Genomic DNA, 15028 nt, shown 5'->3' on the forward strand with positions numbered 1-15028 from the left:
AGATTGTATTTTTAAGTGTTCATGGTTTTAAAGCAGGACACCTGTTGGCTTAAAGCGGCAGGTGTTTCTGATTGTGTAAGGGAGGATAAGGTATGAAGGATGTTTGGGTCATCGATGGTCATTGTGACAGTATTCTCGACTTTTTAGAGGGAAAAAGAAGTCTGACCACCCCTCTGGAGGGAGGACATTGGGATATCCAAAGAGCCAAAGAGGGCAAAGTCATGCTCCAGTTCATGGCTGCTTTCATTGAGAGCCAATATAAACCGGAGAGAGGCACTCTGAGAGGATTGGAACTCATTCATGCTGTCCACCGATTTATTCAGATCAATGGGGAGAGTGTGGTTTTGGTCAGACAAGCAGAGGATTTGCGGCGCCTCGCTCCTTCTCAAGTGGGCTGCTTATTAAGTATTGAAGGGGGAGAGATTTTAGGCAGCAGCCTGTTTCTCCTGGATATTATCTATGAATTAGGGGTGCGTGCCTTAGGTCTGACCTGGAATCAGAGAAATGCCATTGCCGACGGCGCCGGGGAACTGACTCAAAGCGCCCTGACCCAATTCGGTGAGAAAGTCATTCACCGGATGAATGAACTGGGAATGCTGATCGATGTATCCCATCTTAATGAAGCGGGGTTTTGGCATGTCCTTAAGCTCAGCAGCCAGCCTATCCTGGCTTCTCATTCCTGTGCCTACGCTCTTTGTCCTCACCCCCGCAATCTTACCGATGAACAGCTTAAGGCTCTTGCTCAAAACGGGGGAGTAGTCGGTGTGAATTTTTATCCGGGATTCTTAACGCAGGAGTCTAAAGCCAGCCTTCAAGATGTGGTGCGCCATATCCAATATATTGCGGAAGTGGCGGGAGTCGACGCAATTGGCTTGGGTTCGGATTTTGACGGCATCGATTCCACTCCTACGGGTCTTGAAGGGGCGGACAAATATGGCGATTTAGCTGAGGCCTTGCACCTCGCCGGGTTTAACGATGAAGAAATCGAGAAAATAATGTATAAAAACTTTATGCGTTTGCTCTCTACCGTGTTAAAATAGTCAGTGTATATTCCCTGGAAAGAGGTAAAGGTCATGCCCGAAGTTAAACTTAGATATCCAGAAGCTGATTTGCATTGCCATACCAGTGCATCCGATGGGCTGCTTACGCCCTGGGAGCTGGTTAAGCAGGCCGCGGAATGTGGACTTAAGGCGGTAGGAATAACGGATCACGATACCCTAAGCGGCTGGGAAAAGGCCAGCCAAGCAGGCAAGCATTTCAATGTGGACATCCTCAGAGGAGTCGAGCTCAATACGGAGTGGGCTGGTGTCGAAGTTCATATTCTCGGTTACGAGATGAATCCCCAAGGGACGATCCTTGAAGACAAACTTTCCGAACTAAGGGAGGCTCGCTTTAAAAGAGTCTATACGATTATTGAAAAATTGCAGGATTTAGGGATACCTATTCAGAAAGCTGAGGTTGAAAGAATCACCAAGGGGGAATCTGTGGGGAGACCCCATATTGCTCAGGTTCTTGTTGATAAAGGAATAGTGAACTCTATTGCTGAAGCTTTTGATCGCTATATAGGAACCGGAGGGCCGGCCTATGTTCCCCGTTTAAAAATAACCCCGGAAGAGGGAATCGTGCTTATCCGCAAAGCCGGTGGTGTTGCCGTATTGGCTCATCCCGGCATCTATAAACTGGAAAAAGGAATTGAGCAATGGGTCAAAGCAGGGCTGCAAGGAGTTGAGGTAAGCCACTCTGAACACACCCTTGAAGATGAAAAGAAATACCGGGCTATAGCCAAAGAATACGGATTGCTGATGACAGGTGGTTCAGATTTTCATGGGGAAAAGCGCAAGCCAGGTGTTCGCTTAGGCGGCTGGGGAACTTCATATGGGACCGTGGAACAAATCCGCAATTTGGCCAATTTGGCCTGTTCGCATCATATCTAAATCACTGAAAGAGGCAAAAGGGTGGGAGGTAAGGTATTGAAAGCGCGGCGTTTAAGCAGTTTAGGAGCATCTGTATTTACAGAAATGGACGATTTAAGAAAAGAGTTGGAGAAGGCTGGTAAACAGCTGATTAATCTTAGCATCGGCAGCCCTGACCGCTCCCCCTCCGCAGAGATTCGCAAGGTCCTGGCTGAAGGGGTCCTTGACGGCGGGAGTTATGGCTACACTCTGACCCGGGGGACAGAAAGCTTTAGGTCAGGATGTGCCCGGTGGTACAAAGACCGCTTTGGCGTCAATTTGGACCCGGAAAAAGAAGTTCTTCCTTTAATGGGCTCTCAGGACGGGCTTGCCCATATCTTTTTAGCTCTGTGCGATCCCGGAGATGTGGCTTTAATACCTGATCCGGGATATCCCATCTACACAGCGGGATTAGTCCTGGCCGGGGGAGAAAAGGTCGCCCTGCCCTTAAGGGAGGAAAACGGCTTTTTGCCGGACCTGTCGGCCATTGCCGATGAGGTGGCACGGGAAGCCAAAATCATGTTTCTTAATTACCCTAACAACCCCACTGCGGCGGTGGCACCTTTGTCCTTCTTCGAAGAGGTTGTTGATTTTGCCCGAAAGAACAGGATTGTGGTGTGTCATGACGCCGCCTACTCGGAGTTAGCCTTTGACGGTTACCGTCCCGTGAGCTTCCTTCAGGTTCCGGGGGCCAAAGAAGTGGGGATTGAATTTCACTCCGTCTCCAAAACCTACAATTTGGCAGGGGTCAGACTGGGATTTGCGGTGGGCAATGGGGAAATCATCGGGGCCTTGGCTGAGCTGAAATCGAATATCGATTACGGGGTATTTGAGCCTGCTCTGCAGGCGGGTGCCTATGCCCTCAGTGCCTCTCAGGAAAATGTTGAACAAAACCGCCGGGCCTATCAGGAACGGAGAGATATCTGGGTTAAGGGGTGTGCTCAGGCAGGGTGGTCCATGCCCTCTCCCCGAGGCTCCATGTTTATTTGGGCTCCGGTACCCACAGCACAGGATTCCCGCAGCTTTGCCTTCGCCTTAGCCCGGGAGGCCGGTGTCATTGTCGTCCCCGGTGTTGCCTTTGGGGAATATGGAGAAGGGTATGTGCGGATTGGCATGGTTCAGGATCAGGAGGTCTTGCAGGAGGCTGTGCGGCGGGTTCAAGAGTTTCTGGCTGCCCAGGGTTAAAAAGTTCAACCTTGGCATAGAATACCTATGTAGACTATGGCTAAGGGGGACAGGGACTTGGAGATTCATGAAGAAGTCAAAAATCTTCGCGAAGAACTCAGGGCTGCCAAAGGACGAATCGGTGAATTGGAACAGCGGGTGGAGCATCTAAGAGTCAGCCGCAGAGTCCTTATGAATCTGCTGGAAAAAGTAGAGAGGGAAAAAGTCGCTCTCATTCATAAGCTGGAAAAAGAAAATATCCGCTTGCAACGGGACAATACACGGTTTGCCAAATGGATTTTCTCCAAGAATCGGGAGATCGTTCAGTTGCAGGAAAAAATTGAGGAATACAAAGAGAAGGCTTAAATACAAAAAGCCTTCTCTTTATCTATTAATGCCGGTTATCCGCCTGGTAAAGCAAATATCCTTCCTGGCTGTGAGGGGTGTGATGCTCCCTGATCAGCTCGACGATGCGGGGATCTAAACCGAGGTGTGACGCCATTTCCGCTCCCCAAAGCGGATGAGCTTCAGCCGCCTGCAAGGAGGCGGCAAGTGGGAGGGAGGAGTGGCTTAAAGTATGCCAAATTTTGCGGGGTGCCTTTTGCAGCAAAACAATAGCAACCCGCTCCCATAGTTTGAGCGGATATCTTGTCTTGCCACAATCATGAAGAAGAGCGGCAATGAGAAGATGTGAATCCCGAATCCCGGAATTCCATAAGTCCTGTGCCACATCCAGGGCATGACGCTGTTCTGGAAGGGGCTGACCCTGGAACAGAGCAAGGCTTGGGGCGGGCAGCAGGGATATGACCCAGGCCAGTTCATCTTCTGTGATGATGGGGTGGATGGCTTGCCAAAATTGATGGATGCGGTAAAACATGGAGACCCCCTGAAACTCAGTATTTGCTGATACCTTTTATACCATTTTACAACGGACCCTGCTGATTGTACATTGACCGGTGTTAGAACCGGTGTCAGCAATATCTGGGGCAGGATGCTGAAAAATATGCCGGACAAGGCTTTTTGCAGAAGGAAAATAATGGAATATAACGAATAAAGAAAGAGGTGCTATTTCCCTGGCACTATCAGAAAGTATAAGCTTGCGCTATATACTTTCTAAGCATAAGGGCAACCAGCGACTTCGCCTCCTTCGTAAGTATGCGTTTAAGGCACGGCGAAGCCGGGTTTTCTTTAATTTGTAAAAGGAGGATTGAGTATGTCTGAGTTATCTCGCCGGGAGAGAAAGAAACTGGAGACGTATACCCGACTTTATGAGTGTGCCATGGAGCTTTTTCGCCAACAAGGCTATGAACAAACTTCAGTGGAGCAAATTACCCAACTGGCTGACGTAGGCAAGGGGACTTTTTATAATTACTTTCAATCCAAGGAGGCCGTTGTTTTGGAGTATTCCCGGCGCAACTATCAGGAGCTGATCGCTTCAGGCCGGGAGGCGGGGTACTCTCTTCAGGAACGTTTGGCTCACGTGCTGAGGAATTGGTCTCAATTTATGATCCGAGAAAGGGAATTAGCCTGGGTGGCGCTTAAAAACAGGGAAGAAGCTGAGCTGGATAAAGGCTTGCACTATGGAATTATCGGTATTATCAGCCATGGCCAGCGTATTGGTGAAATTAATAAACGCTATGATCCGGTCTTTTTGGCAGAAAGCCTGCAGGGTATGGTGCTGCAGCATTTTCTGCATTGGTTTGTTACAGGAGAAGGGGATTTAGAGAAAGAGATGGAGGATGTCCTTAATCTCTTTTTTGAGGGACTTAGTGAACGGAAGCTCAGAGCCTAGAACTTCAGGCCCAGTACTGCTGTAAGGAGCAGAATAAGGAAGCCAAATACGACACCAGTGACGTATTTGGCTTAAGCTCACTGTTGGCGATGTTCGGCCCTCAAAGTTTGTTCTGATCTATCCCCCAGGGCGCATAAAGTGTCAGGGGGTGGTATAAATGGAGCGGCGAAGTGCCCGGTCCTGCGGCTTATGGATGGGGGAGCTGGCACCTGGATTACATAACGATATCACGGACGTGCCCGGAGTCTTGGTGGGTCATGTTTCCTTAATCAAAGGTTACGGTCCCCTCATTCCCGGAGTAGGTCCTGTCCGTACCGGCATTACAGCCATTCGTCCTCACCCGGGGAATATGTATCGTGAGCCCTGCCGGGCGGGAATTCACGTCATTAATGGTTTTGGCAAGTCTCTGGGTGTGCCTTATATCCAAGAGACCGGTCTGCTGAATTCTCCCATTTTCTTAACCAATACCTTGAGTGTCTATGACGCAGCTCAAGGAATGCTGACTTATTTGCTGCAGGAAAATCCGGAGATAGGCCATGATGCCCGAACCCCTAATTTGGTGGTTTTTGAATGCGATGACTCCTATCTGAATGATATCCGTGGCCGCCATGTGAAGCCCTGGGATGGGATTTTAGCCCTGAACCGTGCCGCGGCAGGCCCGCTGGCTCAGGGATGTGTGGGGGCGGGAGTGGGAATGTGCTTATTTCAGCTGAAAGGCGGGATTGGCAGTGCTTCACGTATTGTTCCCAGCCAGGGCAAAGATTATCGGGTGGGTATGTTGGCCTTGACCAACTTTGGGCATTTAGAAGATATGCTTATCAACGGTGTTCCGATAGGTTTAATGATGAAGAGGGCTAACCAGCAAGAAATGCTTTGCCAGGTTCCAGGCTCTCTTATTTTAGTGGGTATGACGGATGCTCCTCTCAGTTGCCGGCAACTGCATATGCTGGCGGCAAGGGCCCCTATGGGATTAGGCCGGACGGGGGGCATATCGCGGATGGGGAGCGGAGAGTTTTGCTTGATGGTCAGCAACACCGGCTTGGAATTTGAAGCACCGCTCAGCGATTGGGAGCTGGACCCCTTTTTTAAAGCAGTGGTGGAAATAACGGCTGAAAGTATCTGGAATTCCCTGTTCTATGCTACATCAATGGTAGGGCGGGATGAGCATTTATGCCAAGCGCTTCCCATTGCCGAAGTATTATCCTGGATGGGCTAATTTCTCCTGAAGATGGCATGATATTCCTGGTTTGTGCGTAAATATGTAGTGTGACAAAAGTTAAGGGAGGATCATTGTGAATAATTGGCTTGAAATCTGGGAGCAGCATCCGGATGTTTTTATTGCCCAAAACTGGCAGGAGTGCCCTGCCGAAAAAAGAAAAGATTTGCGCCTGCCACAGCAGTATAGTTATTTCTTTGGCGGGGAGACTGCATTGCGGGTTGGCATCGTGGCCAGCCGAATCCTGCCGAAAGAAGAGGAGTTTTTATTAGCCGGCATGCTTTGGGCGAACCGTTTGAGCAATGGGGCACGAACGGTCATATATTTTATTGCACCTGATTTTTCACCTTTTCTATTGCATGCTTTAGCAAAAATGGGAGGACTCATCAATGCCAAGGCTGTGTATTGGCGGGAGCGCTTATCCCCCAGTCTCTATTTGATACCTGAAGCACCGTCAGGTGGTCAGAAGCGGATTGCGGTTGGAGAACGCCGACCCAACTGGTTGAAATGGAGGCAGGAATTAAACCCGGTAGCCCAGCACCAACTCTTTGTGGTGAAAGGATTTTTTGATAAACTTGCTGAACGGGGAGTGCGCTGCGAGCTAAAACCCCTGACTATTTCCTATCTGTGGGGGAACATCGAGATTGCTGAGATTAAACGCAAGGGAAAGAAATTTGAACTTACAACGAAGCTCAAGGGATTGAAACATGATGAAAAGGCTCAGTCCCTTCTGCGTCAAGGCTGGGTGGATGCTTCAGGAGAATTGAACAGCGAATTCTGTACAGCAATCCTGACAATCTTGGATGATTTAGAGGAGAAGGAGCGCAAAGGACAGCTTAAGCCGAAGGATCAACTCTCTTTATGGCTTTATCAAGGGGGCGGGATACTTTCCTCCTTATGGGGTTCCCCCAAAGATTGGCCATGGCTGCCTAAAGATCGAAGTGAATCCTGGATAGCGGATTTGGGTCAATGGCATTATTTCGAAGGAAACGGCCAAATCAGTGTCATCTGTCCCATCCTGGATAAACCGTTGACACAGGCCAGTCAAGCGATTCTGCTGTCCAGCGTTTTGGAAAAGAGTACCTTGCTTCATCTTGATAAAACCAAAGCCAACACGGCCTGGGATATGCAGGTTCATTGGCTTACCTTAAAAGACTTTGAAGAAGAACTGAGATTGTGGCTTTCCTGGCTAAAGTATCCGGAGAGATATCAGGTATGGATTTTGCCCAATGATTGGCAAGCAGAGGGCCTTAACGAGCTGGTTTGCCGGAGTGCCCCCTACCGGGAAAGAATCATTGATGAGTATTCTTAGGAGTTCTAGAACTCTGAAGGCTACTAATAACAGTGCAGAACCCCCTGTGTACCGATAAACATCAGGGGGTTCTGCACTGCTTATGCTATGGCGAAGCCATTTTGTTGGTTTCTGTTGAAAGCAATTAAAAAAGTTCTGTAATAAATATTGAATGTGTTGTATAATTATACAAATTGTATGGAGGAACACGCTATGAACTTAAGAAGAGCAAAATTACCAGACGTAGAAGCGATGATGTCACTCGTTAACCATTTTGCCGACCAGGGGCTGATGCTGCCGCGGTCACGGAACTCACTCTATGAAGGCCTTAGAGAATTCCTGGTGGTCGAAGAACAGGATAGAATCATCGGCATAGGCGCTCTGCATATTATCTGGGATGATCTGGCGGAGATACGGACTCTTGCCGTGTTGGAAGAGTATCAGGGGCAAGGGGTAGGCAGAAGCCTCGTTAATGCTTTGCTGGCTGATGCCCGAACCATCCTTTGCCCCAGAGTGTTTACCCTGACCTATCAACCTGGTTTTTTTGAACGCTGCGGTTTTATTATGATCAATAAAGAAGATATGCCCCATAAAGTATGGAAAGATTGCATCCATTGTGTAAAGTTCCCTAACTGTGATGAAAATGCCATGATGCTGAACCTGTAATCAGGCAATCGAAGAGGATTTGCTGTGGCAAATTCCCCGGGCGGAGCGGTGTGACAAGGTTCCACTGTCGTCGAGTATCATGCGCAGAAATTTCCATTGTAACTCAAGGTAAGCAGTGGCTAAATCATGTTCACTAGTACCCTGAGCAATCAAAACCTCTCGGCAAGAAGACTCAAATTCACGAATAAATTCCAGGGCATCCTCATGAGATGACAACATAACCCATTTCACCTTCCTATTACTTATTCTATTTGACAAAGAAAAAATATTTTAGAGAAATCTGTATTATCTTAAGTTGTCTCTATTATAAAAAATTCCTTCCGTAAAAAATGTTGTAATTAGGAGAGAACAAGCCGTTTAATTAGATAAAGAATGATGAAAAATAGTGTTTTTGTGTAAATTTATGCCGTATGAGTCGTGGGGACCTTGCCGGTTCGCCAAAGAGAAACATCAAAGATACGAATATTCCCCAATAAGTAGTGCTTTTTCGCTTGGGAGTAATTCTTCAAAATGAGATAACAATCGCCAAGAGAATGATGAATCGTGGCAGTGTAACTTAAGGTGAGCAGAAACTGAGTGAACCGATTAGCGCCATTGCAGGGAAACCCGGATTTTTTGGATAGAGCCAGGCTTAGTTCGTAAATCCTAATGGCAGCCTGCCATTCATTCATCTGCCGCAGTATATGGCCCAGCACACAAAGCAGAAGCGGATCTGAAGTATGGTGAGGGTTATCATGAACTATCCTTAAGGCATGCCTGGGGCGGCCCTCACGCAGGAGAATGTCGGCAAGGGTTGCACACAAAAGGGGATCATGGGTGTTTTGGTATTTTTCCAATAAAGCGATAGCCTGCCTCTTTTCATTAAAATAAAAATAAAGTTGACTGGAAAAATGGGAAATTGCTAAGGGTGTGGAATCCTGAGTGATTTCCTTTGCCATTTTGCGGGCAGTGATCTTTTTGTCCGGGGTGGGAAAACTTTTTTTGTGCATCATTAAAAAATAGGCAAGAAGAAAACCGAGGATAAAGATCAAGAGCCCCAGCATTTGGCCAAAGCGCCAGCCTAAGATGAGACTGGTCGGGCAAATGAAGATAAGCAAAGAGAAGAAGTAATAAAGTTTATAGACATAGATGATTTCCAAATCATATTGGATTTGACGCATGCATAACCTCCTGATATCAGACAATCTATGGTGAATTATATGAGCCTGGTTCATGCAATATGATACTTGGGATGATGATCTCTTTTAATGGTCTGACCTTCAGGAGGTATAATAATTTTTTGATTTCTTTGCAGGATTTTGGTAAAGAATATAGAAATAAATAATTAATGTTTTGAATGGTAAAACGTAGTTTTATTAAAATGAAACAGATAACTCATTATGAAAGAAAAGTTCTAAATATTCGCAATAGATTATCTTATCTAATTTATGCACAAAAAGGTTGACTAAAGGACCTGTTCCATAGATAATAAGATTATACAAAGAATAATGAAACTGAGTTTCGACATGTGAAACAACAAACCTTTGTATTCCTTATCCTATCCATGGTGCTCAACCTAAAATCATTGATTTAAAGTAGAGTCAAGGGAAGGGGTGAGAGACTTCTTTAGTCAGGTAAAAAACGTCTCTGGTACAGAAAAAACAGTATGGAAGGGATTTATGCATGGCAAGATTTCTAGAGTATCAAGGTAAAGAATGGCTTGCAAAAGCAGGAATGTCGGTACCTAAGGGTCGTCCGGCATCGACCCCCGAAGAAGCAAGGGAAGCCGCTGAATGGATTGGCGGCCCTGTTGCGGTAAAAGGTCAGGTACAAGCGGGTGGTCGTGGTAAAGCTGGGATTGTTAAACTGGTTAACACTCCCGATGAGGCAGCAGCAGCTGCTGCTGAAATTCTCTCCAAAACAGTAAAAGGCTTACCGGTGCGCAAAGTTCTTGTGGAAGAAAAATTGGATATCAAAAAAGAGTTCTATTGCTCCTTTGTCGTTAACGGAGCAAAGGAAGCCCGTTCACCAATGCTTATGTTCAGCGTTGAGGGCGGTATGGATATTGAAAGTGTCCCGGAAGAGAAATTACTGAAGATCAATGTGGACCCCATCAATGGACTGCAGACTTATGATGCGGTAGATTTGGCTGCTAAAGCAGGAATAGCTCCGGAAGAATTAACGAAGTTTGCTAAATTTTTGACGAAACTTTCTCAAACTTATAAGAAATACGACTGTATGACCCTGGAGATCAACCCCTTCGTTATGACAGGGAATGGCAATCTCATCTGTGCCGACTGCAAGATGGAAATCGACAACAGTTCCGTAGGCCGTCATCCCGAGTTCGGCTTTGACATCGCCCGCGACCTGCCTGGTGAGCCCACAGAGTTGGACTACATCGGCTGGAGCATTGAGGAAACCGATGCCCGTGGCACAGGCTTCCTTATGAATATGGGATACGATGAAGTCAGCCCCGGATATGTTGGCTATCATCCCATTGGCGGCGGTTCGGCGATGATGGGCTTGGATGCTCTTAATCAAGTAGGTCTGAAGCCGGCCAACTATGCCGACACCAGCGGCAACCCCGTAGCTTCCAAAATTTATCGCGTTGCCAAATCGGTGCTTTCCCAGCCCAATATTGACGGCTACCTCCTAGGGGGCTTTATGATGGCCAACCAGGAACAATGGCATCATGCTCATGCTATAGTCAAAGTGCTTCGTGAAATCCTCCCCACCCAAAAACCAGGATTGCCTTGTGTGCTCCTGCTTTGCGGCAACCGGGAAGATGAATCTCTGGAAATTCTCAAAACCGGACTGGCTGATCTGATGACCAGTGATGGACCTGGAAAGAGAATTGAGATTTACGGAAAAGAATATGTAACCGATACGAAGTTCATTGGTGAAAGACTCTTAGCTCTGAGCAAAGACTATCGGGCTGAGAAAGAAGCTCAAGGAAAGTAGGGAAATAACGTGCTGGAATTCGCTGAAAAAAGTTGCAAAATCACAATCGATACCAGCAAGTGTGATGCGTGCGAAACAAAAGCATGTGCAGACGCCTGCAAAAAGTATGCGAGAGGTTTGCTGGGCATAGATGATCAAGGCAGAGCTTCAGTGGCTCACCGGACTGAGGAAGAAGTTCTTCGTCTCGGCACAGAATGTCTGGCCTGTGAATTTGCTTGTAAATTCCGCGGCAAGGATGCCATCTCCATTGAAGTTCCTGTAGCCGGTCTGGACGCATACTTGGCAAAACGCGCATAATCACAGGATCGATTGAAAGACTAACTCTATAGATAGGTTACACTGGGTAAACCAGCAATTTGTTTAAATGAGGGATAAGAATGGGCATTTTGATCAACAAAGAGACCAAAGTGGTTGTCCAGGGAATTACCGGACGAGAAGGCTCGGTGCGGACAAAATATATGAAAGACTATGGTACGAATCTGATCGGCGGCACAAGTCCCGGAAAAATGGGGCAAGAGGTTCACGGTGTTCCGGTGTTCAATACCGTCAAGGAGATTGTCCGCGAACAGGGTGACATTGATTTCAGTGTTATCTTCGTACCGGGAAGCGCTTTAAAGACAGCTGTTATGGAAGCTGCCGACGCAGGGGTTAAGAACATTATTCCTTGTGTGGAAGGTACTCCTATTCATGACATTATGGAAATGATCGCCTATGCGAAAGGGAAAGGTTCAAGATTGATTGGACCGGGTTCCATTGGTATCCTCACTCCGGGAGAAGCTGTCGTCGGCTGGCTGGGCGGCAACGTGGAGTGGGCTAATAAGTTCTTCCAAAAAGGTCATATCGGTGTCTTTTCACGCAGTGGCGGTCAATCAGGTACCATTCCGTGGGTACTGAGAGAAGGCGGCTTCGGAGTCAGCACCGTTATTCATACCGGAACAGAGCCGGTGCTTGGCACCTCCATGGCCGATCTGTTACCCTTCTTCGAGGAAGATCCCGATACTCATGGCGTGGCTGTCTACGCAGAAATCGGCGGCACCCAGGAAGAAGAATGTGCGGAAGTGATCGCCGCTGGTAAATTCACAAAGCCTTTTGTCATCTATGTAGCTGGTGCTTGGGCGCCGGAAGGTCAACGCTTCTCCCATGCCTCCAATATCGTTGAGCGTGGACGCGGTTCGGCCAAGAGCAAGATGGAAGCGATCACCAAAGCTGGTGGCTTTGTAGCGGAAAGACCGACAGACATTCCGTTGATCCTTAAGGAAAAGCTGGGTAAATAAGGTCGGATTATTTACCTCCAATCATTCTGGTATAGACGGGATAGCTTCGTCTATACCAGAATGGAAAACATAAAGTCGGTTATTCGATGACTTAGCGTCACTGAGTAGCGTTCTGATTCAGTGGCGGTCAGCCATCGAATAACCATCAAATAACTGGCGGGCATCTATTGATTCACTTCGCAACTAGGAGCAAATGCTCTTAGAAATATTATTAAATTATTAGGGGGTATATCTACCATGGCTGTTATGAGATCCGTTATGTACATTCCCGGAAACAATCCTAAAATGGTGGCTAAAGCACCTGAAATTCCTGCCGACATCATTACCTTCGATTTAGAGGATGCTGTACCACCCGCGGAAAAAGAAACAGCTCGTCAGATCGTAAGAGAGAATTTAGAATATGGTGCCAAAGGTGGCGCCCAAGTATTTGTCCGTATCAATAACTGGGAAACCGGCTTAACCAATGATGACCTGGAAGCCATCGTTTGGCCTGGCCTCAATGGCGTTACCTTGGCAAAAACCGGTTGTGCCGCAGACGTACAACGTCTGGAGTGGAAACTGGAAGAGCTGGAAATGCGCCGCGGAATTCCTGTCGGAACTGTAAAAATCTCCATGCTTCTGGAAACAGCTAAAGGTATTGCCCACGCTGAAGAATGCTGCTTAGCCAGCAAGCGCAATGTCAATGCTATCTTTGGTGCTGTTGACTATTGCCGTGACATGCGCGTCAAAATCACTAATGAAGCTGTTGAACAGCAATATGGCCGTGCAAAAGTGGGCGTAGCCTGCCGTGCTGCCGGAATCGTTGCTATCGACGCTCCTTTCGTTGATTATGCCAATATCCCTGCCTTTGAAAAGAACGTTGCCGAAGGTAAGCAAATGGGTTATGAAGGCCGTATGATCATTCATCCAGGACAAGTTGAACCTTCCAACAGAATGTATGCTCCGGATCCTGCTGATGTTAAATGGGCAAATGACGTCGTAAAAGTCTTTGAAGAAGAAGGTCTGGCCAAAGGCAAAGCTGCCGTTTCCTTAAATGGAAAAATGGTTGATACCCCCGTTTATCTCAATGCCAAAGATATCTTAGCTTCTCAAGCTGAAATTGATGCTAAAACTGCCGGCAAATAAGCCGTCATAAACATGCTGTTTCAAGCGTAGATTTGAATAGGGCGGGTCGCTTCTTAGGAAGCGGCCGCCTATATTGAAGAACTGCGAAACACCGTTTCATTATATGTAAGCGTTGCTGATTTGTCATACATTTTCAGGTAAAACATATACTATCCTTTAACCGAAAATGAGAGGGGATGTCTGAATGAGCCGTATTAAAAACCTGCGTGAAGAAGCTTTAGAATTTCACAAAGTGCAACCGGGCAAGCTGGAAGTTCGTGTTACTGTTCCGGCCCAGGACCGGGATGATCTCACCCTTGCTTACTCTCCGGGCGTTGCGGAACCGGTCAAGGAAATTGCTGCCGATCTGGAAAACCTCGATATCTACACCAATCACGCCAACTATGTCAGCATCGTTTCCAACGGAACAGCTATTTTAGGTCTCGGTGACCTGGGTGCCGCGGCTTCTATGCCGGTTATGGAAGGTAAATCACTTCTCTTCAAAGCCTTTGGGGATGTTGATGCCTTTCCTCTTTGCGTAAACACAACCGATGTGGATAAAATTGTCGAGATTGTTGAATTAACCTCACCTACCTTTGGTGGTGTTAACTTAGAAGATATCAAAGCTCCCGAATGCTTTGAAATCGAAGAAAAACTTAAAGCACGCGGTATTTTCAAAGGACCGATTTTCCATGATGACCAACATGGTACAGCTGTTGTTACTTTAGCCGGTTTAGTCAATGCACTTAAGGTCGTAGGCAAGAAAATCGAAGACATTAAAGTCGTCGCTAATGGTGCAGGCGCAGCGGGCATCGCGATCATTAAGCTTCTCATGAGCATGGGCTTGAAAAACGTGATCATGTGCGATACCAAAGGAGCGATTTACGAAGGTCGTACAGTAGGTATGAATCCTTGGAAAGAAGAAATCGCTAAAGCAACCAATCCTGAGAAATTCAGCGGTGATCTTGCCGGTGCTTTGGTCGGTGCCGATGCCTTCATCGGAATTTCCGCGGCTAATGTCCTCAATGAAGACATGATCCGTTCCATGGCTAAAGATCCTATCGTCTTCTGCCAAGCTAATCCTATACCGGAAATCTGGCCCATCGAAAGAGCGTTTGAGGCCGGTGCCAAAGTTATTTCCACCGGACGCTCCGACGTGATCAACCAGATCAATAACGTGCTGGCCTTCCCGGGAATGTTCCGCGGAGCGATTGATGTGCGGGCCACCGATATCAACGATGCTATGAAAGTTGCTGCTGCCTATGCTATTGCCGGTATTGTCAAGGATGAAGAACTCAGTGCCGATTATATCATTCCCAGCACCTTCAATCCGGAAGTTGCTCCTGCAGTAGCGGCCGCAGTCGCTAAAGCAGCCATAGATTCCGGCATTGCCAGACGCCCCATGGATCCTCAGGAAGTTGCTGATGGACTTAAAAAGAGATTAGCAAACCAATATAAATAAGAATCCAAAAACCTTTGAGCGGGGAAGAGATGGCTTCAAACCATCTCTTCCCCGCTTTTTTATATGCAAAGGAAATTTATCCTGAATAAATTTTAGAAAGACATTGAAATTTTCTGTATTTTGAGGTAACCTATTGGCATGGTGGCCTGACCAAATGAGACGATAGG

General features: G+C 47.2%; 16 protein-coding genes. 13 read left to right on the plus strand and 3 right to left on the minus strand.

Annotated elements, in window-relative coordinates; all coding sequences use genetic code 11:
* The first annotated feature begins 92 nt into the window (after positions 1–92).
* From DESLBE_RS01205 to DESLBE_RS01220, 4 genes are read left to right on the plus strand one after another with little or no spacing between them, the layout of a single operon-like run.
* Positions 93–1040 carry a dipeptidase gene (locus tag DESLBE_RS01205; protein WP_144674891.1) on the plus strand — a complete coding sequence of 316 codons (948 nt, stop codon included), beginning with the start codon at positions 93–95 and terminating at the stop codon, positions 1038–1040.
* Between the two features lie 33 nt (positions 1041–1073).
* Complete coding sequence (locus DESLBE_RS01210; RefSeq protein ID WP_018305857.1) at positions 1074–1934, plus strand: PHP domain-containing protein; 861 nt, start codon at positions 1074–1076, stop codon at positions 1932–1934.
* A 36-nt stretch (positions 1935–1970) separates the two neighbouring features.
* Positions 1971–3137 (plus strand): aminotransferase class I/II-fold pyridoxal phosphate-dependent enzyme, encoded by a 1167-nt coding sequence (locus DESLBE_RS01215; RefSeq protein ID WP_144674892.1) that lies wholly within the window; start codon positions 1971–1973, stop codon positions 3135–3137.
* Between the two features lie 36 nt (positions 3138–3173).
* The gene (locus DESLBE_RS01220) at positions 3174–3482 is read left to right on the plus strand and encodes a translation initiation factor 2 (protein WP_005812953.1); all 309 of its coding nucleotides are present in this window, start codon (positions 3174–3176) and stop codon (positions 3480–3482) included.
* A 25-nt stretch (positions 3483–3507) separates the two neighbouring features.
* On the opposite strand, the gene DESLBE_RS01225 is transcribed toward DESLBE_RS01220, so the two are convergent.
* Positions 3508–3993, minus strand: coding sequence for an HD domain-containing protein (locus DESLBE_RS01225; RefSeq protein ID WP_144674893.1), 486 nt, complete (start codon positions 3991–3993; stop codon positions 3508–3510).
* A 336-nt stretch (positions 3994–4329) separates the two neighbouring features.
* Here DESLBE_RS01225 and DESLBE_RS01230 point away from each other — a divergent pair, with 336 nt between their 5' ends.
* The 4 genes from DESLBE_RS01230 (at position 4330) to DESLBE_RS01245 (ending at position 8081) form a co-directional block, all read left to right on the plus strand.
* Positions 4330–4908, plus strand: coding sequence for a TetR/AcrR family transcriptional regulator (locus DESLBE_RS01230; protein ID WP_005812956.1), 579 nt, complete (start codon positions 4330–4332; stop codon positions 4906–4908).
* Between the two features lie 157 nt (positions 4909–5065).
* On the plus strand, positions 5066–6124 hold the full coding sequence (locus DESLBE_RS01235) for a P1 family peptidase (protein WP_144674894.1): 1059 nt from the start codon (positions 5066–5068) through the stop codon (positions 6122–6124).
* 76 nt (positions 6125–6200) lie between these two features.
* A complete protein-coding gene (locus DESLBE_RS01240; RefSeq protein WP_144674895.1) occupies positions 6201–7436 on the plus strand; it encodes a hypothetical protein in 1236 nt (411 codons plus the stop codon).
* Between the two features lie 192 nt (positions 7437–7628).
* Positions 7629–8081 carry an N-acetyltransferase gene (locus tag DESLBE_RS01245; protein WP_015944375.1) on the plus strand — a complete coding sequence of 151 codons (453 nt, stop codon included), beginning with the start codon at positions 7629–7631 and terminating at the stop codon, positions 8079–8081.
* Here the strand turns inward: DESLBE_RS01245 and DESLBE_RS01250 are convergent, their stop codons facing one another.
* Complete coding sequence (locus DESLBE_RS01250; RefSeq protein ID WP_005812963.1) at positions 8082–8300, minus strand: hypothetical protein; 219 nt, start codon at positions 8298–8300, stop codon at positions 8082–8084.
* Between the two features lie 182 nt (positions 8301–8482).
* Complete coding sequence (locus DESLBE_RS01255) at positions 8483–9241, minus strand: tetratricopeptide repeat protein (protein WP_005812965.1); 759 nt, start codon at positions 9239–9241, stop codon at positions 8483–8485.
* Between the two features lie 502 nt (positions 9242–9743).
* On the opposite strand from DESLBE_RS01255, the gene DESLBE_RS01260 reads away from it, so the two are divergent.
* The 5 genes from DESLBE_RS01260 to DESLBE_RS01280 all read left to right on the plus strand — a co-directional run bounded on the left by DESLBE_RS01260 (position 9744) and on the right by DESLBE_RS01280 (position 14861).
* Positions 9744–11021 (plus strand): ATP-grasp domain-containing protein, encoded by a 1278-nt coding sequence (locus tag DESLBE_RS01260; protein WP_144674896.1) that lies wholly within the window; start codon positions 9744–9746, stop codon positions 11019–11021.
* Positions 11022–11030: 9 nt separating this feature from the next.
* Positions 11031–11318: a hypothetical protein gene (locus DESLBE_RS01265; RefSeq protein WP_005812969.1), complete on the plus strand. Its 288-nt coding sequence runs from the start codon at positions 11031–11033 to the stop codon at positions 11316–11318.
* Positions 11319–11398: 80 nt separating this feature from the next.
* Complete coding sequence (locus tag DESLBE_RS01270) at positions 11399–12295, plus strand: CoA-binding protein (protein WP_005812971.1); 897 nt, start codon at positions 11399–11401, stop codon at positions 12293–12295.
* A 237-nt stretch (positions 12296–12532) separates the two neighbouring features.
* On the plus strand, positions 12533–13420 hold the full coding sequence (locus DESLBE_RS01275) for a CoA ester lyase (protein WP_005812973.1): 888 nt from the start codon (positions 12533–12535) through the stop codon (positions 13418–13420).
* A 184-nt stretch (positions 13421–13604) separates the two neighbouring features.
* Positions 13605–14861: a malic enzyme-like NAD(P)-binding protein gene (locus tag DESLBE_RS01280; protein ID WP_011459944.1), complete on the plus strand. Its 1257-nt coding sequence runs from the start codon at positions 13605–13607 to the stop codon at positions 14859–14861.
* Positions 14862–15028 lie beyond the last annotated feature (167 nt).

Origin of the sequence: Desulfitobacterium sp. LBE (assembly GCF_007830365.1) — a bacterium.
Classification (GTDB): Bacteria; Bacillota; Desulfitobacteriia; order Desulfitobacteriales; family Desulfitobacteriaceae; genus Desulfitobacterium; species Desulfitobacterium hafniense.